The sequence below is a fragment of the Pleomorphochaeta sp. genome (assembly GCF_050031695.1).
Classification (GTDB): domain Bacteria; phylum Spirochaetota; class Spirochaetia; order Sphaerochaetales; family Sphaerochaetaceae; genus Pleomorphochaeta.
The window spans coordinates 17,059-42,686 of sequence record NZ_JBNAIC010000004.1 but is presented as its reverse complement, the minus strand read 5'-3'; the positions used below and the strand labels follow the sequence as shown (position 1 = coordinate 42,686).

Annotated in this window: 21 protein-coding genes; 17 read left to right on the top strand and 4 right to left on the bottom strand. The window is 27.5% G+C overall.

All coding sequences use genetic code 11. The annotated features are described in order from the left end of the window. Positions 1 to 20: 20 nt before the first annotated feature. From ACPKM0_RS00325 to ACPKM0_RS00285, 9 genes are all read left to right on the top strand, one after another. A complete protein-coding gene (locus ACPKM0_RS00325) occupies positions 21 to 1,205 on the top strand; it encodes an FtsW/RodA/SpoVE family cell cycle protein (RefSeq protein ID WP_472472805.1) in 1,185 nt (394 codons plus the stop codon). Then, positions 1,198 to 1,947 carry a hypothetical protein gene (locus tag ACPKM0_RS00320; protein ID WP_472472804.1) on the top strand — a complete coding sequence of 250 codons (750 nt, stop codon included), beginning with the start codon at positions 1,198 to 1,200 and terminating at the stop codon, positions 1,945 to 1,947. Before ACPKM0_RS00325 ends, ACPKM0_RS00320 begins: the two co-directional genes overlap by 8 nt. A gap of 4 nt (positions 1,948 to 1,951) precedes the next feature. Then, positions 1,952 to 3,187 (top strand): cell division protein FtsA, encoded by a 1,236-nt coding sequence (gene ftsA, locus ACPKM0_RS00315; RefSeq protein WP_472472803.1) that lies wholly within the window; start codon positions 1,952 to 1,954, stop codon positions 3,185 to 3,187. A gap of 19 nt (positions 3,188 to 3,206) precedes the next feature. After that, on the top strand, positions 3,207 to 4,424 hold the full coding sequence (ftsZ, locus tag ACPKM0_RS00310) for a cell division protein FtsZ (protein ID WP_472472802.1): 1,218 nt from the start codon (positions 3,207 to 3,209) through the stop codon (positions 4,422 to 4,424). Positions 4,425 to 4,426: 2 nt separating this feature from the next. Next, positions 4,427 to 5,329, top strand: a complete 903-nt coding sequence (locus ACPKM0_RS00305) for a tyrosine-type recombinase/integrase (RefSeq protein ID WP_472472801.1) — start codon at positions 4,427 to 4,429, stop codon at positions 5,327 to 5,329. 139 nt (positions 5,330 to 5,468) lie between these two features. Next, a complete protein-coding gene (locus ACPKM0_RS00300) occupies positions 5,469 to 6,377 on the top strand; it encodes a tyrosine-type recombinase/integrase (protein WP_472472800.1) in 909 nt (302 codons plus the stop codon). A 1-nt stretch (position 6,378) separates the two neighbouring features. Continuing rightward, positions 6,379 to 6,921 (top strand): ATP-dependent protease subunit HslV, encoded by a 543-nt coding sequence (gene hslV, locus ACPKM0_RS00295; protein WP_472472799.1) that lies wholly within the window; start codon positions 6,379 to 6,381, stop codon positions 6,919 to 6,921. 12 nt (positions 6,922 to 6,933) lie between these two features. Beyond that, on the top strand, positions 6,934 to 8,292 hold the full coding sequence (gene hslU, locus ACPKM0_RS00290; protein ID WP_472472798.1) for an ATP-dependent protease ATPase subunit HslU: 1,359 nt from the start codon (positions 6,934 to 6,936) through the stop codon (positions 8,290 to 8,292). A gap of 10 nt (positions 8,293 to 8,302) precedes the next feature. Then, positions 8,303 to 9,328 (top strand): hypothetical protein, encoded by a 1,026-nt coding sequence (locus ACPKM0_RS00285; RefSeq protein ID WP_472472797.1) that lies wholly within the window; start codon positions 8,303 to 8,305, stop codon positions 9,326 to 9,328. On the opposite strand, the gene ACPKM0_RS00280 is transcribed toward ACPKM0_RS00285, so the two are convergent. Continuing rightward, positions 9,320 to 10,942 (bottom strand): peptidoglycan D,D-transpeptidase FtsI family protein, encoded by a 1,623-nt coding sequence (locus ACPKM0_RS00280; RefSeq protein ID WP_472472796.1) that lies wholly within the window; start codon positions 10,940 to 10,942, stop codon positions 9,320 to 9,322. The two genes, ACPKM0_RS00285 and ACPKM0_RS00280, sit on opposite strands and share 9 nt — an antisense overlap. 39 nt (positions 10,943 to 10,981) lie before the next feature. Between ACPKM0_RS00280 and ACPKM0_RS00275 the strand changes: the two genes are divergently transcribed. Continuing rightward, positions 10,982 to 12,052, top strand: a complete 1,071-nt coding sequence (locus tag ACPKM0_RS00275; protein WP_472472795.1) for a LysM peptidoglycan-binding domain-containing protein — start codon at positions 10,982 to 10,984, stop codon at positions 12,050 to 12,052. A 58-nt stretch (positions 12,053 to 12,110) separates the two neighbouring features. On the opposite strand, the gene ACPKM0_RS00270 is transcribed toward ACPKM0_RS00275, so the two are convergent. Both ACPKM0_RS00270 and secA read right to left on the bottom strand, forming a co-directional pair. Further along, the gene (locus ACPKM0_RS00270) at positions 12,111 to 13,667 is read right to left on the bottom strand and encodes a hypothetical protein (protein WP_472472793.1); all 1,557 of its coding nucleotides are present in this window, start codon (positions 13,665 to 13,667) and stop codon (positions 12,111 to 12,113) included. 253 nt (positions 13,668 to 13,920) lie between these two features. Next, positions 13,921 to 16,692 (bottom strand): preprotein translocase subunit SecA, encoded by a 2,772-nt coding sequence (gene secA / locus ACPKM0_RS00265; RefSeq protein WP_472472792.1) that lies wholly within the window; start codon positions 16,690 to 16,692, stop codon positions 13,921 to 13,923. A 231-nt stretch (positions 16,693 to 16,923) separates the two neighbouring features. Here secA and ACPKM0_RS00260 point away from each other — a divergent pair, with 231 nt between their 5' ends. From ACPKM0_RS00260 to ACPKM0_RS00230, 7 genes are read left to right on the top strand one after another with little or no spacing between them, the layout of a single operon-like run. Beyond that, complete coding sequence (locus ACPKM0_RS00260) at positions 16,924 to 18,057, top strand: UDP-N-acetylglucosamine--N-acetylmuramyl-(pentapeptide) pyrophosphoryl-undecaprenol N-acetylglucosamine transferase (RefSeq protein WP_472472791.1); 1,134 nt, start codon at positions 16,924 to 16,926, stop codon at positions 18,055 to 18,057. An 11-nt stretch (positions 18,058 to 18,068) separates the two neighbouring features. Continuing rightward, complete coding sequence (locus tag ACPKM0_RS00255) at positions 18,069 to 18,581, top strand: CvpA family protein (RefSeq protein ID WP_472472790.1); 513 nt, start codon at positions 18,069 to 18,071, stop codon at positions 18,579 to 18,581. Then, entirely contained in the window at positions 18,571 to 19,755 is a 1,185-nt protein-coding gene (locus tag ACPKM0_RS00250; RefSeq protein WP_472472789.1) for a hypothetical protein, read from the top strand. The genes ACPKM0_RS00255 and ACPKM0_RS00250 overlap by 11 nt, the downstream gene beginning before the upstream one ends. Continuing rightward, positions 19,756 to 20,940, top strand: coding sequence for a two-component system sensor histidine kinase NtrB (locus ACPKM0_RS00245; protein WP_472472788.1), 1,185 nt, complete (start codon positions 19,756 to 19,758; stop codon positions 20,938 to 20,940). Beyond that, positions 20,933 to 22,306, top strand: coding sequence for a sigma-54-dependent transcriptional regulator (locus ACPKM0_RS00240; RefSeq protein WP_472472787.1), 1,374 nt, complete (start codon positions 20,933 to 20,935; stop codon positions 22,304 to 22,306). Before ACPKM0_RS00245 ends, ACPKM0_RS00240 begins: the two co-directional genes overlap by 8 nt. A gap of 2 nt (positions 22,307 to 22,308) precedes the next feature. Beyond that, positions 22,309 to 24,459, top strand: a complete 2,151-nt coding sequence (locus tag ACPKM0_RS00235; RefSeq protein WP_472472786.1) for an ATP-dependent DNA helicase — start codon at positions 22,309 to 22,311, stop codon at positions 24,457 to 24,459. Between the two features lie 2 nt (positions 24,460 to 24,461). Further along, positions 24,462 to 25,166, top strand: coding sequence for a DNA alkylation repair protein (locus tag ACPKM0_RS00230; RefSeq protein ID WP_472472785.1), 705 nt, complete (start codon positions 24,462 to 24,464; stop codon positions 25,164 to 25,166). Positions 25,167 to 25,219: 53 nt separating this feature from the next. Here the strand turns inward: ACPKM0_RS00230 and ACPKM0_RS00225 are convergent, their stop codons facing one another. Next, a complete protein-coding gene (locus ACPKM0_RS00225; protein WP_472472784.1) occupies positions 25,220 to 25,486 on the bottom strand; it encodes a co-chaperone GroES in 267 nt (88 codons plus the stop codon). Positions 25,487 to 25,628 lie beyond the last annotated feature (142 nt).

Sequence of the window (25,628 nt, the reverse complement as noted above, 5' to 3'; positions counted from 1 at the left end):
TTAAAGAAGAGCATTAAGAAATGGAAAGTAAAAAAATAAAAAAGAATAAGGAAATATTATTAAACCCATTTTCTTACTTTGTTGTTGTTTTTTGCTTAGTTCTTTATGGCTTAACAATAATGTACAGTGCTTCATATTATGAAGCTTTATTGCATTCATTATCACATGATTATTTTTTGAAAAGACAATTAATGTTTGCTATTTTAGCTTTTTTTGTTGCGATAATAGTACATTTTATTAATTTTAAATTAATAGAATCACTTACATATCCTCTTGTGGTTTTATCCTTTATTTTTATGTTATTAACATTATTTTCTCCTTTTGGAGTAACTATTTTAGGAGCTAGACGTTGGCTAGCTTTAGGCCCAATTCCAAGTTTTCAACCATCAGAAATTGTTAAAGTATCAACTATTCTTTTTATAGCAAAATACTATAATAAAGAAGACCATAATGATTTAATAGCAATCTTTATAGTTTTATTATTTTCTGCATTAATTTTATTACAAAAAGATTATTCAACAACTGTTGTTTATTTAGTTACCTCTTTTTCATTGCTTGTTATATGTGGTTGTAATTTTAAATCTGTAATAATTATGATATGCTTTTTATTTATACCTGCAATTTTAGCACTGTTTTCTCAAGGTTATAGAATAAAAAGAATTTTATCTTTTATTTATCCTTCTTTAGATCCATCTGGTTTGAATTATCAAATAAATAACTCTATTGATGCAATAGCAAGTGGCGGCCTCTTTGGTAAAGGAATTGGGGAAGGTTATTATAAGCAAGGTATATTACCTGAAGTTCAAAATGATTTTATATTCTCTCATCTTGGTGAAGAATTAGGTTTTATTGGAATAATAATTTTAATTATCTTGTTTTTATTATTTACACATATTGGATATAAAGTCGCAAAAATTAATTTTGGAAAAAACAATTTTAATAGTTATGTTTCATTTGGAATTACAACATCAATTGTTTTGCAAGCAATTATAAATATGATGGTGGTTACCTCTTTATTACCTCCTACAGGTATCCCTTTACCTTTCTTTTCGCAGGGAGGTACAAATTTATTCTTTACAATTGTTTTAACATCTATAGTTCACAAAATAATCTGTGAGACACAAAAATGTGAAGACGATAAAAATTTAATTGATTTAGAAAAGATTAATATGAAGACAGATTATGAGGAGCTTTATTTTGACTAAAAAATTTAAAATGGTAATAATCTCTTCAATTTTATTTATGTTTGTTTTTTTGTTGTTTTTTTCTATGTTTAATTCAGAATATTTGATAATTGATGATATAATAGTTACTGTTGATAAAGGAGATATTCCTCCATCAATAAAGACATATTTAAAAAAATATCAATCAAGAAATATTTTTAAAATTAATTGTAAATTATTAGATACTAAAATGGAAGATAATGCATTTATATATAGTGCTAAGTCTAAAATATCTATTGGAAAAAAATTAATAATTAACTTAAAAAAAAATGAAGTTAATGCTATAATAAAAACGATAGATAATGAAAATTATGCTATATTGAGCAATAAAAATATGTATTTAGTTGATGATGAAGATAAATCCTTATTAGATAGTAATTTACTACTTATCGAAATGGATAATAATGTATTTAATTCATTGTTGGTTAATGAAAATTTAAATAAATTTGAATATTTTATCAATAATATAGATATTTTATATGATTACAATTACTTGATAAGTAGTGTAAAATACGATAATAATATTAAAAATAGTTTCGGTTTTTTTGAACTGAAATTAAATAATAATAATACTATAATACGTGTACGTGAAGAAGTAGACTTTTCTTTAATAAAAAGTGCTATTAAAATTTCTCAAGAATTAATTTCTAGTTCAGAGAAATACACAGTATTAGATGTTTACGATGAAGCAATTATTAAAAGAAAATTGTCTCTCGGAGGGTGAGTAATTGGCTGGAGAAAAAGTGTTGATGGGGTTAGATATCGGCTCAAAGACTATTCGATGTGTAATAGGTTCTTTAGGTCGTGACGATCAATTTATGGTAGACAGCATTTGTGAAAGAGCCAGTGAAGGAGTATTACAAGGTTCAATTGTTAATATTGAACATGCCGTTAGATCAATTAACAGTGTGGTTAATGAAGCTCAGTTGCTAGCTGGAACAGAAATTAGTGATATAGTAATTGGTATTGGCGGCGAATCTATAAAAGGAACAATTAGTCAAGGTGTTGTTGGAATAAGCGACCCTGATCAAGAAATAAAAAAAGAAGATGTTATTAGAAGTATGGAAGTGGCAAAAGCTTTTGAACTTCCAACGGATAGAGAAGTAGTACACCTATTGGTTCAAGATTTTAAAATTGATGGTAGATCTGGTATTAAAGATCCCATTGATATGTTGGGTAGAAGATTAGAAACTAAAGTATTAGTTGTAACAGCTAGTTCATTGTTGTGTCAAACTCATCGTAAATGTGTTCAACGTCTTGGTTTAAATGTTAGAAGAACTACGTTAGAAAGTTTAGCAGATGCAGATGTAACTTTATCATCTGAAGAAAAAGAAATGGGCACAATATTAATAAACATAGGTGCTGGTACTACTGATATGATTGTTTACAAAAATGGTACTCCTTTATATGTTGGTGGAGTTAATTTAGGTGGTAATTCAGTCACTGAAGATATAGCTTCAATATTTAGCAAACCAAAAGCTATTGCAGAACAACTAAAAGTTGAATATGGTCATTCATTTGTTCCATCAGTATCAAATGAAGAAATGTTTACAATACCAAGTGTTGGCGCTTTACCTGCTATTCAAATGCCAAGGAAAGAATTGGCAAAAGTTGTTGAAGCTCGCATGGCTGAAATTTTTTCAAGATTGCAAAATGAATTAGTTGGAGTTCCTAATATTGGTAACTTAGGTGGTGGAGTTGTCTTAGTTGGAGGCGGTGCATTACTTTCAGGTGTTACTGATTTAGCGAGTGAAATATTTAGATTACCTTGTAGAGTAGGATTTCCTGAAGCTCTAGGTGGTTTAGACAGAAATTATATTAATCCTCAATACACAACTGTATTAGGTTTATTAAAAAATAATGCTAAAAAGCATGTAGATTCTTCTTCTAACAGAAGAAAGAATGGAAAGAGAGATAGAGCAATTAAAAATAAGTTTTTGAATTTTTTCAAATCTTTATTTTAATATTTAGAGGATAGAATTTATGGATGTTGGAATGTTTGAAGTACAAGATATGATTTCAGGAGACCAAGCTGTAGAAACAAACATCAAGGTAGTTGGTGTTGGTGGTGCAGGTGGTAATGCTATTAACCGTATGATTGCAAGTGGGCTAAAAAAAGTATCTTTTGTTGCAATGAATACAGATATGCAAGCATTGCAAAGATCTAATGCTCAAGCACGTATTACATTGGGTAAAGCGTTGACTGAAGGCTTAGGTGCTGGTGGTATACCTGAAATTGGCGAAAAAGCAGCATTAGAAAGTAAAGAAGATATTAGAGGCGAAGTTGAAGAATGTGATATGGTTTTTGTAACTGCAGGAATGGGTGGAGGTACTGGTACAGGTGCTGCTCCTATAGTAGCAGAAGTTGCAAAATCAGCAAACGCATTAACAGTAGCAGTTGTTACAACTCCTTTTTCTTTTGAAGGGAAAAAGAAATTAGCTTTAGCACAACAAGGTATTGAAAAATTAAGAGATCAAGTTGATACCTTAATTATTATTCCAAATCAATATTTATTAAATGTTGTAGAAAATAATACACCTATCAAACAGGCTTTTTTAATGGCTGATGAAGTTTTATATATGGGAGTTCAAGGTATATCTGAATTAATTACAGAACCTGGTGAAATAAATATTGACTTTGCTGATGTTAGAACTGTTATGAAAGGTAAGGGTGATGCATTAATGGGTATTGGTTTTGGTGAAGGTGCTAATAGAGCTGTTGATGCAGCAAGACAAGCAATTAGCAATCCTTTATTAGCTAATGCTTCAATTGATGGAGCAAAAAGTGTATTAGTAAATTTAGCTGGTACAGATACTCTAACAATCCAAGAATACCAAGATGTAGTTGAGTTAATTACAGAAAATTGTGCTGAAGAAGCATTAATTATTGCTGGGCAATCATTTAATGCAGATTTAGGAGATAGAGTAAAAGTTACTGTTGTAGCAACTGGTTTTGAAAAAGCTAGTGAAAATGTTGGAGAACATCTATTTACAGCACAACCATCTGAAAAAACCAAAAAAGTTGAAACTATCAAAACAGAAGAAAACAGTGAAGAAGAAAATCCTAAAATGGAAACAATTACTGTAAACAGATGGCAAGATTTACAACAAAGAATAGGTTCTCAAGAAAATGATGGTGATTCTGATGATTATAATATCCCAGCTGTTTTGAGATATCAAAAAAGAAGAGATTCTAAATAATAATGATAGATAATTCAAGAATAATTCAAGAATATACAGACTATTTATTATATCAACGACGGTTGCAAATTGCGACCGTCGATGTATATAAACATCAAGCTGAATATTTTTTGAGTTATTTAAAGAATAATGAGATTTCTGTAGAAGATTTTTCTATTTGTAATTTAGAAAATTATTTTATATATATTAATGACAAAAAAAAAATATCATCAAGAACTCAAGCTAAAAATTTAAGCTCTTTAAAGAATTTTATGAAATTCTTGATACAAAGACATTATCGAGAAGATAATCCATTAGATGTATTTGATAGTGTAAAGCAAGAGATGATTTTACCTCAAGTAATTAGTGAAAAAGAAGTAAATACTTTATTAAATTCAATTGAATTAGTTGATGATTTAGCAATCAGAGATGCAGCCCTTTTTGAATTAATATATAGTTGTGGTCTTAGAGTTAGTGAAGTTGTTAACCTAGAATTAATAAATTATCAAAAGGATTTTTTAATTGTAAGAGGTAAAAGAGATAAAATGAGATATATCCCATTAGGAGATATAGCAAAAGAAAAACTTAATTATTATTTAAATAATGCAAGGCCTAATTTAATCAAAAATAAAACACAATTTATTTTTTTAGGTAGAAGAGGAAATAAATTAAGTAGACAAGCAATTAATAAAAGATTAGAAATTTATTGTTCAAAGTGTGGTATTTATATACATGTTCATACACTTAGGCATTGTTTTGCAACTCATCTTTTAAAAGGTGGTGCAGATCTTAGAGTTGTACAAGAGTTATTAGGACACAGTGATATAAAAACAACTCAAATATATACACATTTAGATGATGATGATTTAAGAAATACTTATGAAAAATATCATGATAGTTTTTTTGAAAAAGAAGATGAAGAATAACTTATAAATTTATATATAAATTATATACTTATTTACTAATAATATATATATTTACTACTAAAATTATATAATAATTATATGAATATTAATATTTGAATTTTGCACTAAAAATAGTTATACTGTAATTAACGGATTATTTATGACAATATTTGAAATACTAAATAATTATATAAGCTATTTAAAAAATGTTCGAAATATGAGTGATAGAACATTAATTAGTTATGAAAAAGATATACGAGAATTTATACTATTTTTAGAACAAAAAAATCTTGATTTTTTTAATATGGAAGAAGATGTAGCAATCCAATATATTAAGATATTAGATAATAAGAATTTAAGTAGAACTACCATTTCAAGAAAAATAAGTAGTTTAAGAGGATTTATAAAATATTGTAGAAAGCATCAACTAATTGAAAAGGGAGTTTTTTCATATATTTCTCTAAAAAAAGGACAAAGAAAGCTTCCTACAGTATTAACAGTTGATGAAGTATATCAATTGTTAACTATAGAGGTAACTGATTTTGACTCAATGAGAAATAGGGTGTTGTATTCATTATTGTATGATACAGGACTTAGAATAAGTGAAGCATTGAATTTAACTATAAGAGATATTGATTTAAATAAGAATAGTTTTATAGTATTAACAAAGGGCAAAAAGCAAAGAATTGTGTTTTATACAGATAGGACACAATTTCTTTTAAAAGAATATATAGATGTTAAAAATGATATTCAAAATAAAAATAATATACATTTGAAAGAAGATAGAGATAAATTATTTATAACAAATTTAGGAAAACACTTGTCGATTTCAACTGTTGAGAGTATTTTTGAAAAACAGAGAGTATTTTTTGGTTGGCAAAAAAACTTTACACCTCATGTTTTGAGGCACACGTATGCAACCCATATGTTAAATAATGGAGCATCGATAAGAATGGTTCAAAAAATGTTAGGCCATTCTAGTTTATCAACAACACAAATATATACTCATGTATCGCAAAAAAAAATGAGAGATGTGTATTTAAAGTCACATCCACATGGAAGGAAATAAAATGGGATCATTTAAAGGAACAACAATTGTCGCAGTAAGAAAAGGTGGCAAAGTAGCTATCGCTGGAGATGGCCAAGTAACACAAGGAAATACTGTGCTAAAAGGTAATGCACATAAAATTCGTCATTTGTATGGTGGAAAAGTTGTAACAGGTTTTGCAGGTACAACTGCAGATGCATTTACTTTATTTGAATTATTCGAAAAAAAATTAAAACAATTTAATGGTGATTTAACAAGAGCAGCAGTTGATTTAGCTAAGCAATGGAGAACAGATAAATCATTGAGACAATTAGAAGCTATGTTATTAGTTACTGATGGAGATAAAATTTTCCTAATAAATGGGGCTGGAGATGTTGTTGAACCAGAAAACGATGTTATGGGAATAGGTTCTGGTGGAAATTATGCTCTTTCTGCCGCTCTAGCATATTTAGATTCAAATACTGATTTAGATGCTAAAGAAATTGCTGTAAAAAGTGTTGGTATTGCTGCAGATTTATGTATATATACTAATAAGTCTATTATTGTTGAAGAACTATCAAAGTAAAAGGGATAAATAATGAATAAAATACCGCTATTAGATGAGATGAAACCATCTCAAATTGTAACAGAATTAGATAAATATATTATTGGACAAAATAAAGCAAAAAGAACTATAGCTGTGGCTATTAGAAATAGAACTAGAAGAAAAAGATTGCCAGATGAAATTCGTGATGAGGTTTCACCAAAAAACATGATTTTAATCGGACCAACAGGTTGTGGTAAAACTGAACTTGCTAGAAGAATTAGTAAGTTAAGCAATGCTCCATTTATAAAAGTTGAAGCAACAAAGTTTACTGAAGTTGGTTATGTTGGTCGTGATGTAGAATCAATGGTTAGAGATTTAATGGGTGTTGCTATGCAAATGGTAAACAAAGAAATGAGTGAATCTTATAAAGATCAAGTTGAAGAAAAGGTTGAAGAAAGATTGCTTGATTTATTAATTCCATTAACTAATGCATCAACTACTGAAATTTCATCTACTTCGATTTCTGAAAGTTCCAAAGTAACTCGTGAAAAATTTAGAGAAATGTTAAAAGATGGTAAGTTAGAAGATAGAGAAGTTGAGCTTACTGTTAATAATAAAGCAAATGTTGGTATTGAAATGGTTGGCGCAACATCTATGGATGATATTCAAAATGCTATGAATTCTTTAGGTTCAATTTTTCAACAACCTAAAAAAAGAACTTGTTCAATTAAGAGGGCTCGTGAAATTCTAAGAGAAGAAGAAACTCAAAAAATGGTAGATCCTGATAAAGCTAAGGATGAAGCTAAAGAAAGAGTTGAACAAATGGGAATTATATTTATTGATGAAGTAGATAAAATTGCATCATCAGAAGGCCAAAAAAATGGACAAGATGTTTCAAGAGAAGGTGTTCAAAGAGATATTTTACCTATAGTTGAAGGAACAAAAGTTAATACCAAATGGGGTATTATTGATACAACTCATATTTTATTTATTGCTAGTGGAGCATTCCATGTTTCAAAACCTAGTGATTTAATTCCTGAACTTCAAGGTAGATTCCCATTGAGAGTTGAGTTAGATGAATTAACCGCTGATGATTTTGAAAGAATCTTAGTTGAACCTAAAAATGCTATTACAATGCAATATCATGAATTATTAAAAACTGAAGGTGTTGATATTCAATTTGATAATGAGGCTATTAGAAAGATAAGTGAAATTGCATATGAAGTTAATACAACTAATGAAAATATTGGTGCAAGAAGACTTTATACTGTAATGGAGAAATTATTAGAAGAATTAAGCTTTAGTGCAGATGAATGTGCAGGACAAACAATAACAATAACTCAAGATTATGTTGATGAAAGATTGTCAGATGTAGTTCAAGACCAAGATTTATCAAGATTTATCTTATAGGAGTGAGAGAATGGAGTTTCTAAATATTGAAGCAAAAGATTATGATGAAGCAATTAAAATAGCAAGACAAAGGTACGGAGGGGCTGTAAGAATACATTCTTTCAAAAATATCCCTTCTTCTTTTGCTAAAAAAAGTTGTTGTCAACTTACTTGCTATTTAGTAGATGTTGTTAAAGAAAATCAAAGTGAAAAAGCTTCAATAGAAACTCCAAAAAGTATTGAAGCTCCAATTGAAGTAGTTAATAAGATGAAAAGTATTCTAGAAAAGAATGATTTTTCAAAAGAACTAATTAATAAAGTAATTGGTGATTTAGTTTGGGAAGATGCTGATGATTTGACAGAGATGGAATTAAGTTTAGTAAATGGACTTATCGATAGTGCAAAGATTGATAGAGAAAATATGATTAATCCACCTAAATATTTTGTCATGCACGGTTCAACTGCAGTTGGTAAAACTATTTCTTTATTGAAAACTGCACTATTATATTCAACCCAAATTGAAGAATCTTCTAGAAGAAAAATTGCTATTTTATCATTAGGTGGATCTTCAAAATTAAATTCTATTTGTGAATTGCATGAACTTGATATATTCCATATTGGCGATCCTCAAAAGCTAAGACAATTTACCACATCTGATTCATCTAGATATGATTTAATTTTTGTTGATTTTGGTGATATTGAAAAAGATTTAAAAGATACAATGTTAAATGTTTTAGATACGGAAAATGTTGGACATTTTTTATGTATAAACTCTAGATATAAACTAAGTGAATTAATTCATACTTATGATAATATTAGTGAAAAATATAATATTAGAAGTGTTATTGTTACTATGTGTGATGAGGCAATTTCTATTGGTAATGTTTTATCATTTTGTAATAAATTAGATTTACCTTTAATCTTTTTTAGTGAAGGAAAGGATATTGAAAAAGGATATTATTTAGCAAATAGTTCTTATATCATGAGCTTATTACATGGTTTTTCAATAGATTTTAAATCTATGTGGGAATCCTCAAATAAAGAAAATTTATTTTAATTTATTTTGAGATATTAATCCCTCAATTATATTTTTTACAGCAGGGGAAGCTACATTAGCACCCCATATAGAATTTTTACTAGGGGCTTTTGCTGCAAAATATATAATATATTTAGGATCATCTGCATCAACAATTGCAATTGTTGATGCTAAAGCTTCGCCATCTTCATAACTAAGTGTTTCTTCATTGAGTAATTGAGCTGTTCCAGTTTTAGCTGCGACTCTTATCCCATCAACATATGCATTTATCGCAGTACCTCCTTCTTCGGTAGCTTTTACCATTGATTCTAGTACTGTTTTAGCTGTTTCTTCTGAGATAATTTGATTTCCTTCATCTATCTCTTGTATTTCTTCTCCAATTTGCTTAATAATTATTGGTTTTAGTAAATAACCTTTATTAGAGATTGCTGTAGCTGCACTTGTTAGATTTAATGCAGTAGTTAATAATTCTTGTCCAAAGGCTATGGTAGGTTTCGATCTTAAAGACCATAGTTCTGTAGATTGAATTCTTGATCTTGAAATTCCATTTATAGGTAGATCAAGTTTTGTATCAAAACCAAATTCAAGTAATTTATTATATAATTTATCACTATCTGTTTCTAAAGCCCATTTACTTATAGCTCCATTACAGGAATATTTTAGCATTGTATCTTTAGTAACTTCTCCATGTTCATGAGAACAATTTATAGTAAATTCTTGATTATTAATTTCAAAAGAATAGGAGCCATCACAGTAAAAAGGCTCATCAAAATTAGCTTCATTTATATCTAATAATGCAGCGAAAGAATAGATCTTGAAAACTGAGCCAGGTTCATATAATAGAGAAACTGCATTGTTTTTTCTTTGCTCAATATTACTAGTTTTAAAATTATTTAAATCATACCAAGGGTAATTTGATAAAGCTAATATTTCTCCTGTTTTTGCATCCATAACAATTGCTATTGAGCTATCTGGATTATATTCAGCATTTACTCGTTGAACTTCTAAATCACACAAATATTGAATATTCATATCAAGAGTTAAATAAACATCCTTTCCATATGTTATTTTTTCATTTAGTCCAACTCCAGGATATAATTCTTCATTTAATGTGTTTTCTATGCCTTCTAAGCCGTTATTGTCATATCCAACAAAGCCTATAGTTTGACAAGCATGAAAAGTATATGGGTAATCTCTTCCATATTTTTTTTCAAGTTTTACTTGATTTATTAATTTATTTTCTTTAATAAATAATTGAAATTCTTCAACTATATCATCATCTACTCTATCTTTTATTAAAGCTTGATATTGATAATCTTTAGCTATATTAATTATCTCTGAAGAAGTCATATCTAAAAAAGGTGAACACATTGAAGCTACTTGTTCAAGATTATCAATACTATCTACTCTAAAACTACAACTATAATAAGGAACTTCTATTGCTAATAATTTAGAATTTCTATCATAAATATTGCCACGAATAATTGTTTGAGCAACATTAGGGTCCTCATAATTTACTCTAGAGTTCTTCCCATTAATCATGATATAGGCTACTCTAATAGCGATTAGAGCAAATAAAATAAGGATAATTACTTCTGAAAAAATAAAAATTTTTTGTTTTTTTGTGGAATCCATTATAGAAATATAGTACAGTATGAATAAGGTAATGTCGACATGAATATAGAAAATTTTAATATGGATGGTTCTTCAAATCCTAATGATCCAGATGATTTTGATAATGGAAATAAAAAAGGTAATAAATTAATATTAGTACTTTTTTTTATTTTGTTAGTTTTGTGTTTAGTAGCTGGATATTTTTATATAACTAATTCATCAAATAAAAATAGTGATGAAACAAATGTTGCTGTCCAATCAAGTATTGAAACTATAGTTCCTGATGATGAAAAAGAATTTGAGAATGAAGTTGCTAATATTTCTGATTCGAGTATTACTCCAGTAGTAGATGAAGAAACTAATAATAACGCAATGGCATTAGATATTTCTAAAGTGAAAGCTGCTAGAGCTGCAGAAGGTGCTGTTAAGTTTGTTAACCATGTCGTAACTAGTGACGAAGATTTAAATTCTATAGCTTCTCTTTATGGATTGAAAGTTCAAACAATAATAAGTATTAATGAAATAAAGAATATAAGTGGAGTAGTTGAAGGTGTCGTATTAAAAATACCTGACAGAAATGGAAGGTATTATACTGTTCAATCTGGTGATATGCTATCCACTATTACTAATGAATATTGTCCAAATTTAGGTTGGAAAACTTTACAAGAAATCAATGGATTAGCAGATACTAGACTTGATGTCGGTGATAAAATATTTATTCCAGATATGAGTGATATTATTTCTAATCCAACTATTAGTACTACTGCGAATAAATTTAATTTACCAACTGATGGTTCAATTATTGCTAAGTATGGACAATTTTTTGAAGATAATAAGTATAATGATGATATCAGTTTAGATGGTATTTTAATTAGATCTAATAATCCAATATATGCATCATCAAGTGGGGTAGTTGTTGATATTATTACTGCTAATAATAGAATGAGTGTTAAACTATCACATGAAGATGGTTATGAAAGTATTTATGGGAATTTGAGTAATACTGAATTAAGAATTGGTGATGAAGTTTCAGAAAAAAGTATAATTGGTAAATTATCAACTAGTGATAATATTCTATATTTTTCTATAATTCAAAGTGGAATTCCTTTAGATCCTGAATCATTCTTCTAAATAAAAAAACACTCCTATTTTACAGAAAATGTTTAATATAGGAGTGTTTACTAATTATTTATAAAGTTTTTAACATATCTTTTGCAAAGGCTTTTGGGCCTAATATAGTATAATGTTCTTTATACCATTCATCTAATATGAAGATGAGAGCAAGTTGATTGTCTTTTGTGTTTTTAAATAAGTCTTTTAATTGCATATAAGCTTGTTCATCACTAGCTGCTGTTGCAAGATAATCATCTACACTATCTTTAGTATCAGCTTTAATGTCAGTATTATAAACAAAAATAATTTCATTTTCTTCACCTTCAACTACAGGTGGGAATGCTATAGCATCGAATAAGAAGAATGTATGACCTGAGTAGTCTTTTAAAGTTTTATCTTCATTTGATAAAGAATATAGAATTGGAATGTTCTTATTTTTTTCATTTAGAAGAGGATTAACATCTAATGAATATTCTAGGGAATATAAAAGGTTATCCATTGTTATTTTTTCATTTTTAAACTCTAGTGACATTGCTACAGCAGTATCTATACCAATTGGTGAAATATTAGCATCGACTTCTTCAATTGTTGCATTTGGCTCTCCAATTCCAAAAGTTATTTCAGCTTTATTATCATCAGAATATACTCCTCTGATAATAAAATCATCATAGTAAGAACCTATATAGTCATATCTTCCACTTGTAATATTTTTACTATCTAATTCCATTAATTGGTAATTATAATTGATACTATAATCAAAATCGACTGTAATTGTTTCCTCTAACCATTCTGTATTCCCAAAAGAATTTAATTTACTATTTGGATAATATGTATAAGTAACTTCAGGTGTAATAAATAATAAGTGAGTTGCATTAGCCATTTTAGCTTTTGCAATTGCATTATCTATAGTTAATTGTTCGAAGTTACAATCTAAATCATATATTACATTGATAAATTCATCTTTATCTAAATTGTATGAAAATTCTTTAATTAATGTTTGAACATCAAATAATTCATTTTTATTTTTATGTGCTGTAGCATATATTGTAATAGTTGCTTTTTCTTTAGCATCATTGATTAATTGAGTTAATTCTCCACTCATATATCCGTTATCTTTTGCTTTCATGAAATATTTGTATGCAGTTTTAGAATTATCTCTGTCCCCATAATTATAATAAGTTTTACCTTCTTTAATATATTTTAAATTAAGAATATCCTTTGCTGCTTGTTTATCTTCTTTTAATTGATTAACTTCAGGGATTGGGTATATATCATTAATCCTAGCATTTTTAACATCAGTGCTTTGTTCAATAAATTCATCATATACCTCATCTACAGTTTCTAAAGAAGAAATAGTGTTTTGTTTAAGGTATGAATCAATTTCATTTGTTTTTTCTAAGGATATTACTTTCCAAGATTCTTTGATAATGTATTTTGCATCTAGTGAACTTGGGTCATCTTTTAATGCTTGTAATGAATACTTTAATGATTTCTCATAATTACCTTTTTGAAAAGACTCTGTAGCATTTTCTATTGGTGTAGCACAAGAAATAAGAAAAGTAATTAGTGAAATAGTTAACAATGTTAAACTAATTTTAGATCTAAATATTGATTTATTTAGTCGTTTTTTCATAAAAACCTCCTAATATTTTTATCAGTATATAGAAAAATGTATAAAAAATAAATCAATTATTTATAATTGTTATAAAAAAAAATTAGAATTAGAGCGCTAATTGCTTTGTTTATAAGTAATTATAATTATTTTAGTTTAAATAAAATTGCTAAGTATTAATTTTTTACATTATAAATAATTTAACATATGTTAATATAAAAAAATCTCCTTAAAAAATAAGGAGATTTTTATAAATCAAAATATAAAATCTTGTTTAGTTGTTTTTCCCACAACAGTTTTTATATTTTTTACCTGAGCCACAAGGACAAGGATCATTTCTACCAACTTTAGGAGTTGTTCTTTTTACAGTTACAGGTTTATCACTTGTACCTCTATTTGATCTTGTTTGATTTGCAGCACTGTTTGCTTTATCTTGGAAAGCTGCAGCTTTAGAATGTCTTTCAACAGTTTTTGTTTTTCTTCTTCGTTGATAATTTTCTTCATTCTCTTTGATTTGAACTCTAACTAAAGTTTGAGCGATAAATTTATCAATATTGAATAACATTTCATTGAAAATATCAAATCCTTCAAGTTTATATTCTACTAAAGGATTTTTTTGAGCAAATGTTCTAAGACCAACTGCCTCTCTTAATTCTTCTAACATAGATAAGTGATCTTGCCATCTAATATCAATTTGTTTTAAGTAATGGAATCTTAAGAAATCATTAAAAGGTTTTTCTGTAACTAGAGCAATTTTTTCATTTATACTATCATCAATAGATTTTTTTAGATATTCATTCCATTCAGCCTTTGAACTAATATCTTTTGAAGGAACTAAATCAAAGAATAATTGAGTTTTAGCTTCATCAATAATGATATTCATTTCTTTACCATTTTTACTACTAAAAGCATCTTCTACAATATCATCACATAAATCATGTATTATATCGATTACTTTATGTAAAATATCTTGATTCCCTAATATTTCATCTCTTTTGTTATAAATAAAGTTTCTTTGTTCATTTAAAACATCATCATAATCAAGTAAATGCTTTCTTATTTCAAAGTTTCTTTCTTCAACTTTCTTTTGAGCTCTTTCGATAGAACCTGTTAGCATTTTATGCTCTAGTGGTTCACCATCTTTCATTCCAACTCTACCTAACATACTTTTTAAATTATCGTTAGCAAATAATCTCATTAATGTATCATCGAGAGAAACAAAGAATTTAGAACTACCAGGATCTCCTTGACGACCAGCTCTACCACGTAATTGGTTATCAATACGTCTAGATTCATGGCGTTCTGTACCAAGTATATATAAACCACCTAGTTCTTTAACTTTTACATATTGTTTTTCCCATTGTGGTTTAACTTTTTCAAGTGCTTCGGCAAATTCTTCTGCAGTTGCTTCTGTTCCACAAATTTTTCTAGCAAGATTATTTATACTACCACCTAGTTTAATATCAGTACCACGACCAGCCATGTTAGTAGCAACTGTTACAGCACCTACAGCACCTGCTTCTTCAATAATTAAAGCTTCTCTTGCGTGGTTTTTAGCATTTAAAACTTCATGTTTTATACCAACTTTTCTAAGTAGAGTAGAAATTATTTCACTCATTTCTATAGAAACAGTACCAACTAGAATAGGTTGTCCAGTTGAATGAACTTGTTTAATTTCTTTTACAATTGCATCTAATTTAAATTTTTCGTTGTAGTAAATTAAATCTTGACTATCAATTCTTGCAATAGGTTTGTTAGTTGGAATAACAACTACATCAAGATTATAAATCTTCATAAATTCAGTACTTTCAGTTTCAGCAGTACCTGTCATACCAGACAATTTATCATACATTCTAAAGAAGTTTTGGAAAGTGATTGTAGCAAGAGTTTTATTTTGTCCTAATACTTTTATTCTTTCTTTAGCTTCTATTGCTTGGTGAAGACCATCACTATACCTTCTTCCGTGTAAAATACGACCTGTGAATTCGTCTACAATTTGAATTTGTCCTTCTTGAACAACATAATCAACTTCTTTTGCAAATAATTTTTCAGCTTTTACTGCTTGAGTTACATAGTGAACGAATTCAAAATTAGAACCATCATATAGACTACCGGAAATAATATGGTGTTGTTGTAATAATGATTCAATGTGATTCATACCTTCAGATGTAAAAGAAATAGTTTTTTTCTTTTCATCGATTTTAAAATCTCCATGTTCATCAAAAGGTTCAGAAGATTTATCGAATCTAGCTAATGGATCCATTTCATAATAATCATTAGTTTTTGGATCTTTTTCACACTCTTTTAGAGAAGCAACGATTTTTTGAGCTCCGATAACTTGTTGAGAATCATCTTCTGCTTGACCACTAATAATTAAAGGTGTTCTAGCTTCATCAATTAAAATAGAGTCAATTTCGTCTACAATACAATAATGATGTTTTGGTTGAATTTTATCTTCAATAGACCATTTCATATTATCTCTTAAATAATCAAAACCAAATTCATTATTAGTACCATAAGTAATATCTTTACTATAATTAATCCTTCTTGTTTCATTATCTAGTGAAGAGATGATTACACCAACAGATAAACCTAAATATTTATAAACTGGAGTCATCCAATTTGCATCACGTTCTGCTAGATAATCATTTACTGTTACAACATGAACACCTTTGCCTTCTAAAGCATTAAGATAAGCTGCAGGTACACAAGTTAAGGTTTTACCTTCACCAGTTTTCATTTCTAAGATTTTACCTTTATGAAGAACGCTAGCACCCATAATTTGAACATCATAGTGTCTTTGACCTAAAACTCTGTAAGCTGCTTCTCTTGCAAGTGCAAAAGCTTGAGGTAATAATTCATCAAGGGTTTTTTCTTTAGCTTGAATTTGTCTTTTAAATTCTTCTGTTTGTTTAATAAAATCTTCTTCTTTTAAAGACTTTGCCCAACTTTCTTGTTCATTAACTTTTTGTACTATAGGCATAAGAGCTTTGTAATCACGGTCTGTTTTCGAACCGAAAAGAGCTCTGAATATTGATCTGGCCATTTATTTCTCCAAATGTAGTTTTTGGCTATATCCACTAGTATACATTGAAAATAGCTCAAAGGAAAGCAATAATTTTCAATCAATAAGAATATATTTTATTTTATACAATTAAAAATAATCATAATCCTATATTAAGTAAATAATAATGAATCAATTATAGAAAAAAATAATACTTTGTGTCAAATTGACGCTTTTGTTGCTTATTTTTCATCCCTATGTTATTTTTTTAATATGAAAATAGTATTTTGTGGTGGAGGAACTTTAGGTCATATTTATCCATCTCTTTCGATAATTGAATATATTAGAACATACAAAAAAGATGAATCTTTTGAATTTGTATATATAGGTAGAGATAATGAAAAAGAAAAATCTCTTATCGAGGGGAAAAACCTTAAATATTATAGTATCAGTTGTGGTAAATTTAGAAGATATTTTTCTATAAAAAACCTAAATGATATTATTAAGATTTTTAGAGGCTATTATCAGGCTAAAAAAATATTGAAATTAGAAAAACCCGATATTATTTTTTCAAAAGGTGGATATGTTTCTGTTCCAGTTGTATATGCAGCAAAAAGATTAAATATAAAGATAATTACTCATGAATCTGACATTACATTAGGTTTAGCTACTAAATTAAATATGAAAGTTGCTTCAAAGGTTTTAAAAGGTTTCCCATTAAATAAAAAGGAAGAAAATGATAGTCATTTTGTTTACTGTGGGAACCCTATACGATTAGAATTATTATCTTTCAAAAATATAAACATTAATGAATATGAAAAAAAAATATTAAGTGAATATAATGATAATTTTAGTAATAAGATTAAATTTATTATAAAAAAAATGAATGAAACTTTTGATAGTAGTAAACCAATAATTTTAGTTATTGGTGGATCTTTAGGAGCTTTAGAGATAAATCAAATAATTGATAAGAACATAAATAAATTAACTGAGAATTATAATGTTTATCATCAGATGGGAGATTATTCATTTAGAGAGAAAGAGATGCCTAATTATATATGTACAAAATTTATTAATGAAGAATTAGGTTATTTATTTAGAAAAGCAGACTTAGTAATAAGTAGATGTGGTGCAAATGCATTAAATGAAGAGTTGTTCTTTCAAAAAAATATTTTGGCAATCCCTTTAAAAAATAATTCTAGCCGAGGAGAACAAGTTTTGAACTCTAATTATTATAAAAAGTTAGGTCTTTTAGATGTGTTAGAAAATTCTTCTAAATTTATGGACACTGTTGAGAAATTATTTGATAATGAAAATATAAGAAAAAGAAAAGAATCTTATGAAAATTATGATATAATTAATTCAAATGAATTGATATATGAAGAGATTGTTGATTTGTTAAAATAGGAGTTTTTATTATGGATTTTACATTAGTAGTTGGTTCAGTGGTATTAAATATTGTCGACATTATTATTATAGCTATTGCATTAATTTCAGGTATTGCTGGCTCTTTTGAGGGTTTTGCTAAAAGTTTTGCATCTAAAGCTGCAATATTAGTTGGACTAATTGTTGGACTCATGTTTAGTGAATTAGCATCTGAAAAAGTGATTTCAAGTTTAGGATTACCTTTAATAGTAGATTCATTATTAAGTTATATGCTTTGTTTTATCATAGGGTATATCCTTATGTTAATTGTAGGGAATTTATTATCTTCGGTTTTTGAAGGAGTAGGACTTGGTGCAATTAATTCGTTATTAGGATTTATTTGGGCGATTGTTTTTTCACTAGCCATTTGTGCCGTTATTTTAATGTTATTAACATATCAACATTTATTTGACTTATCTTCTCTTATAAATGATTCCTATTTATTTATTAATGTCTTTTCACCAATAATTCCAATAGCAGAGGATTTTATTAGTAATGTTGGATAAATTAAAGAATTCTCAGGCGGAACTAGCATCAATATTTGAAAAAGCAATAAAGAGGGGAACGTTTAGTCATTCTACACTTTTTTGTGGGCCTAAATATTCTTCTAAAATGACAGCAGCTATAGAAGTTGCAAAAGCTTTATCATGCACTGAAAATAATTTTGGTGAATCTTGTAATTGTCATTCTTGTAATTTATATGAAAGATATTTGATGCAAAATTTAATTATCGTCTCTAATAGAGATTTTGAGAGTCGTATTGAAGTTGCTTCTCAAAATTATATAAAAAATAGAAATGAATTTACAAAAGATTATTTAATTAAAACAATTAGAGTTTTATTGCTTTCTTATCATAATGGTATATATACTGATAAAAATAAGAAATTATTTGATAATGCTTTTATTGTAAGTGAATTAATTAACGAGTTTGATGCAAGTAAAGAGGTTTATAAAGTAAGAGAGGCTCAACGTTTTGTAAAAGATTTAAAAACTAAGTTAAATCCTTTATTAGCTATAAGTAAGAAAAATTTAACTAATTTAAGTGTAGATGGAGTTAGAGCTTTACAAGTGTGGCTTAGTAATACATTAGTGAACGAAAAGTCAAGAATTGTTATAATTGAAAAAATAGAAAAAGCAAATGAAAGTGTAAAAAATAGTTTGTTGAAAATATTAGAAGAACCAAATAATAATGTTTACTTTATATTAATATCAGAAAATCCTTCTAGAATTATGAAAACGATTTTATCAAGAGTTAGAAAATATAATTTTTCAGTAATAGAAGAAGATAAACAACTTGCATTATTAGAACCTTTTCAATTAGAAGATAAAAATATTAATTCTCTTGAAAAGTTTTTCTTAAGTGCAAGTGGAATGAAAATTAATGATGTGGAAAGTTCTCTAGATTTAATTATTAATTCCTTTAATAAAAACAAATATTTAAACAGTGAACAATTATCACAAGCTATAATAAAATTAGATTCATCTACAAGTGATGAATTTGTTTTGAAACAGTTAATAAATAGAATTAATATTTCTTATCAAAAGAATTTAATTAATTCATTTAAAGCAAAACAAATAATTGATGATATTTCACAATTATATAATAACCAAAGAATATTTAATTTACCAAAGAAAAATATGTATGAAAATATTTATAGAAAAATGATGGAGAAAAGGTAAATGCATAATTTTGTAATTAGAGCCTTAGAAAAATTAGAACAATTAGACAAAAATCAAATAGAACAATTAATTAGACGTGAAGATGCTCATATTTCAACATTAGAGCATGTTTTAGATAATTTACCACAAGGTATTATATTAGTTAATAGTGATAAAAAAGTAGTATATATAAATAAATTTGCAAGAATGTTACCTCCTATAAAGAGGCTTAAGAATTATGAAGGTGTAGATTTATCATATATAATTCTAGATAAAAATATAATTAATTATCTTAAATCAGAATTCCATAAAATTGGATATAATGAAGAAGATAATGAATTTAATTATCAATGGGGAGAAGAAGTAAAAACTATTTTACTTAGTGCTGAAAAAATAGAAGATTTTGATGTTAAAGATGGATATGGTTATCTTTTAGTTTTTAATGATATTACAGTTAGCAGAAGAAATGAGGCAAAACTTAGAAGAAGTGAAAATTTAGCAAGCATGACTACAATGGCAGCTGGTGTTGCTCATGAAATTAAAAATCCTTTAGCTGCGATGAGTATTCATTTACAATTATTGACTAAAGCTTTTGAAAGAAAAGAGACTTTAACTATTAATGATGCTTCTAGATATATTGATGTATTATCTGAAGAAATTGAAAGATTGAATTCTATAGTTGTTGATTTTTTATTTGCTGTAAGGCCTATGGATACCCAATTAAAGCTTTCAAGTATATCTAGAGCTGTAAATGAAATTTGTAATTTTGTAGAACCAGAGCTTACTGAAAATAAAGTTAAATTAGTTAGGGATATAAAAAGCACTCCGAAAGTAGAGTTAGACAATAATTTATTCAGGCAAGCTTTATTAAATATTATAAAAAATGCTATGAACGCTATTGAAAAGAAAGGTACAATAACAGTTGGTGTTAAGCTTTCAGGTGATGAAATTGTAATTAGTGTTAAAGATACTGGTAAAGGAATGAGTGATTTAACAAAAAGTAAAATTTTTGAGCCATATTTTACTACTAAAGCTAGTGGAACAGGACTTGGCTTAACAGTAGTATATAAAGTAATAAAAGAACATAAAGGTGATATTAGAGTAAATAGTACTTTAAACAAGGGAAGTGAATTTATAATTACATTACCAGTTCCACATAGTGAAAGATTGGCAATAGATGATTCAACGGAGATTATTGATGAATAGTAATAAAACTATATTAGTATGTGATGATGAAAAAAATATTCGTGAAGGTCTAGCTATGGCCCTAGAGCTTGAAGACTATAATGTCATTATGGCTGAAAATGGGAAAGTTGCTTGGTCGTTAATAAATAAAAATGATGTTGATTTGGTTATTACCGATTTAAGAATGGAAAAGATGACAGGTCAAGAACTATTAAAGAAAATAGTTTCTTCATATCCAAATATACCTGTTGTAATATTAACAGGGCATGGAACAATTGAAACTGCTGTTCAAGCAATGAGAGATGGTGCAGTTGACTTTTTCACAAAGCCATTAGATTTAGACAGATTATTATTGCTTGTTAAAAAAGCTTTAAAAAATAAAGATTTACTTGATGAAAATAAAAAAATTAAAGAAGAACTTGCAGCATTAAAAGCATATAGAAACTATGGTAAGATGATAGGTAATAGTTCTAATATTAGAAAGCTATTAGAAACTATTAATCAAGTAGCACCTACAAAGGCTTCAGTTTTAGTTACTGGTGAAAGCGGGGTAGGAAAAGAGTTGGTTGCGGATGCTATACATCAAATATCTACAAGAAGAGATGGTCCTTTTATTAAAGTTCATTGTGCTGCTTTAAGTGAAAGTTTATTAGAGAGTGAATTATTTGGTCATGAAAAAGGTGCTTTTACAGGGGCTATATCAGCTAAAAAAGGCAGATTTGAATTAGCTAACGGTGGAACTATTTTTTTAGATGAAATTGGGGAAATTAATTTAGCTACTCAAATAAAAATACTTAGAGTTTTACAAGAGCGCCAATTTGAAAGAGTTGGAGGAGAAAAAACTATTACTGTAGATGTAAGAATTGTTGCAGCAACAAATAGAGATTTATTAAAAGAAATTGAAGAAGGGACATTTAGAGAAGATTTATATTATAGATTGAATGTAGTGCACCTAGAAGTTCCTCCTCTAAGAAATAGAAAAGAAGATATACCTTTATTATTAACATCCTTTTTAGATCAGATTAATAAAGAAAATAATACTAATGTTAAGGGTTTTACAACTGAAGCTAAATCAGCTTTATTTAAATATGATTGGCCTGGAAATATTAGAGAACTTAGAAATTGTGTAGAAGCTGCTGTTGTTCTTTCTAAAAATGAGTTTGTAGGTATAAAAGATTTACCACCTCAAATTACGACAAATTCAGAAGTTCAATCAATTAATATTGAAGTTGGATTAAGTTTAGCAGACATAGAAAAACAAGCAATTCTTTCAACTTTAAATAACTGTAAAGGTAATAAAAGTAAGACAGCTGAAGTTTTAAAAATAGGTAGAAAAACATTACATAGAAAACTTGAAGAATATAAGAGTGAAGAAGAAATAGAATAAAAATGACAGATATACAAATAGAAGATATTTTTGATAGTGGTGGAGCTTTATCTAAAAGTTTCCCTTCTTATGAAATTAGAGAAGGTCAAATAGAAATGGCAAAACTCGTATCAAAAGCATATGATAATGATTCAATCGCTATATTAGAAGCTGGTACAGGAATTGGTAAAAGTTTCGCATATTTAGTTCCGGCTATATATAATGCAATAGAAAATGGTGATGAGAGAACAGTTATTTCTACAGCGACCATTAATTTGCAAGATCAATTATTTAAAAAAGATATCCCAAGAATACTAGATATTTTGAATGTTGATGTTAATGTAGCATTAGCCTTAGGTAGGGGAAATTATATTTGTCTTAGAAGGTTTAATGATGAAATATCAAAAAATCCTATTTTTTTAACAGATCCTTCTACAAAAGAAGCTAAATTTAAGAAATGGTGTACTGAAACAGATACAGGGCTATTAACAGAATATAATGGGAAAATACCTTTTGATAGAAATAAAATAAACAGTGATGGTGAATTATGTTTAAATTTTAAATGTCCTTATCATAAAGAATGTTTTTATCAAAAAAATAAAGTAAAATTACAAAAAGCTAGAATAATAATTAGTAACCATTATCTTTTATTTACTGATTCTAAAAGTAGGGTAGATAGTGAAATTGGATATGATGAAGATAATGTACTTCCTTCTTTTAGTCGATTAATAATTGATGAAGCTCATAATATAGAAGATATGGCATCTGAATATTTTTCACAAGTTTACAGTAATTATTTTGTATTAAAGAAAATAGATAGTTTTATAAATACTTCTAAAAATGGGAAATCTAAAAATCTTATAGAACAGTTAGGAATGTTTTCAACACAAGGGTTTGATCATCAAGTTTTAATTAAAAAATATACTGATTTAAAAAATCAGATTTTATCATTGAGTCAATATTTACTTAAAACATTCGAAAAGCAAGGATATAAAAGTGTGTATCTAGTTAAGTCTCAAAAATCTAGAATGGCAAGTTTTATTGAAGCTTCTTCTAGTATTATAGAACTTGCAAATAATTGTAACAAAATGATGGGACAATTTTTACAACAGTTGAAAGAAGATGATACTATATTACCCTTAAAAAAAGAAGTCGAGACCAATCATATTAGAATAATGGCTACTATTTCTGTTTTAGAAGTATTTATTAATTTTGATGAATGGCAAGAAGATGAAATACATTGGTTTGAACCAGAAAAAAGGCGGGGTGATGTAGTAGATATCTCTACAATTATTACTCCTTTAGAAATGTCTCAATTATTAGTTGATAATTTATTTAGTGAATTGCAAACTGTAGTTTTAACTAGTGCAACACTCAATCTTAGTGATGATTTTAAATTTTGGAGTTCAAGAGTTGGATTACCATATACTAAAAATAGAGATTTTATTAAAGCCTCCTTTATATCCCCTTTTGATTATGAAAATAAACTATTATTATTAACACCTAGTGATGCTTTTCCTCCTCCTCAATATATTGATGAAAAGATAAAAGATGCAAAAAAGAAAAAGGAAGAAAGTGAAAAAGACTATATTGAATATATGAGTAATACAATATTTGAAAGTGTTAATTCTTCATCAGGTGGAGCATTAGTATTATTTACTTCAAGAGATATGATGAAAAAAGTTCACTCTAAGGTTGTTAGTAAATTTGAAGAAAATTCTTTAAATTTATTAATGCAAGGGGAGTCTTCAAAACATAGGTTAATAAATAAGTTTAAAGCAGATGATAATTCGACCTTATTTGCTTTATCTTCCTTTTGGGAAGGTGTTGATGCCCCAGGCAATACACTAAGATTAGTAATAATAGTTAAATTACCATTTGCAGTACCATCTCATCCAATAGTTAAGGCAAGAGCTATAGATTTTGAAAAAAGAGGTGAAAGTGGATTTTTTAATCTTTCATTACCCATGGCCACTATGAAACTTAAACAAGGTTTCGGAAGATTACTAAGATCAACAGCAGATTATGGTGTAGTTTTATTATTAGATAGTAGGGTTACACAAAAATCTTATGGGAAATATATGCTTAGAGCGTTACCACCATGTTATCATGTTGATACAATGAGTGAGAATATTAGTGAGAAGATAGAAAACTTTTTATATAGTGAGAAATAAATATGGTAAAAAATGTTATTGAATTATTAGAGAAAAAAGCTAATGAGAAAACTAAAGTTAGATTTATTAATAATGGTGCAACTAATAAAGTATTAGGTGTTAATTATACTGATATAAAAAAGATAGCAAAACCATATAAAAATGATAATGAAATGGCATTAGAATTATATAATACTCATATATATGAATGTATGTATATGAGTAAATACATTTTTGATCTTAGTAATATTGATGAAGCTATGATAATTAGGTTTGTTGAAGAAAGTGATAGTTATAATATAATAGAAAATGTATTAGCACAATTAGGCTTTTATCTGAAAAACGTAGATACAATAATTGAAAGATATATATCTAGTGAAAATAATAATTTGAGACTTTTTGCTTATTGCTTATATTGTGAATACATTTCCATTGTCGATAATAGTGAAATAGATATTGAAAAAGTTAAAGAGACAATTGAAATTGTTAAAAACAATATAAAGAGTGAAGAAAATAGAATCAAATATAATATGAATAATTTTCTATTAGTATGTGGGGCATATATTCCTGAATTAACTTCTTATGTTATAGAAATAGCAAAATCGATAGGTAAAGTAAATGTTGATATGAAAAATACATATTGTAAAGTTGCTGAAATTCCAACTTATTTAGATAAAATGATTAAGCTAAAAAAAATAGGGAATAAAAGAAAAACTTCAATTTGTTAAAAAAAAGCTATTTAGAATATATCTAAATAGCTAAAATAAATGTTATAAGAGGTTTATTCAACAACCGCTAAAACATCACCCATATTTATAATTAGTAGTTCTTCACCATCAATTTTAATTTGAGTTCCTGCATATTTGTCATGTAGAATTTTATCTCCTACTTTAACTGTGATTGCATCTTTGTCATCACCAATAGCGATAACTGAAGCAATTTGAGTTTTTTCTTGTGCAGATTGTGGAATAAATAAACCACTAGCAGTTTGAGCTTTTACTTCATCCATTTTAACTAAAATTCTGTCACCTAAAGGTTTTACTGTCATTTTTATATCTCCTTAGAGTTTGTTTACTATAAATAGTGCAAAGAATCTATCGCTTTGCACGTTATTAAATATAACAATATAAAATGTAAGTGGCAATATTATAAATATATTTTTTTTATTTTTAAAAAAAGTTGCCTTTTAG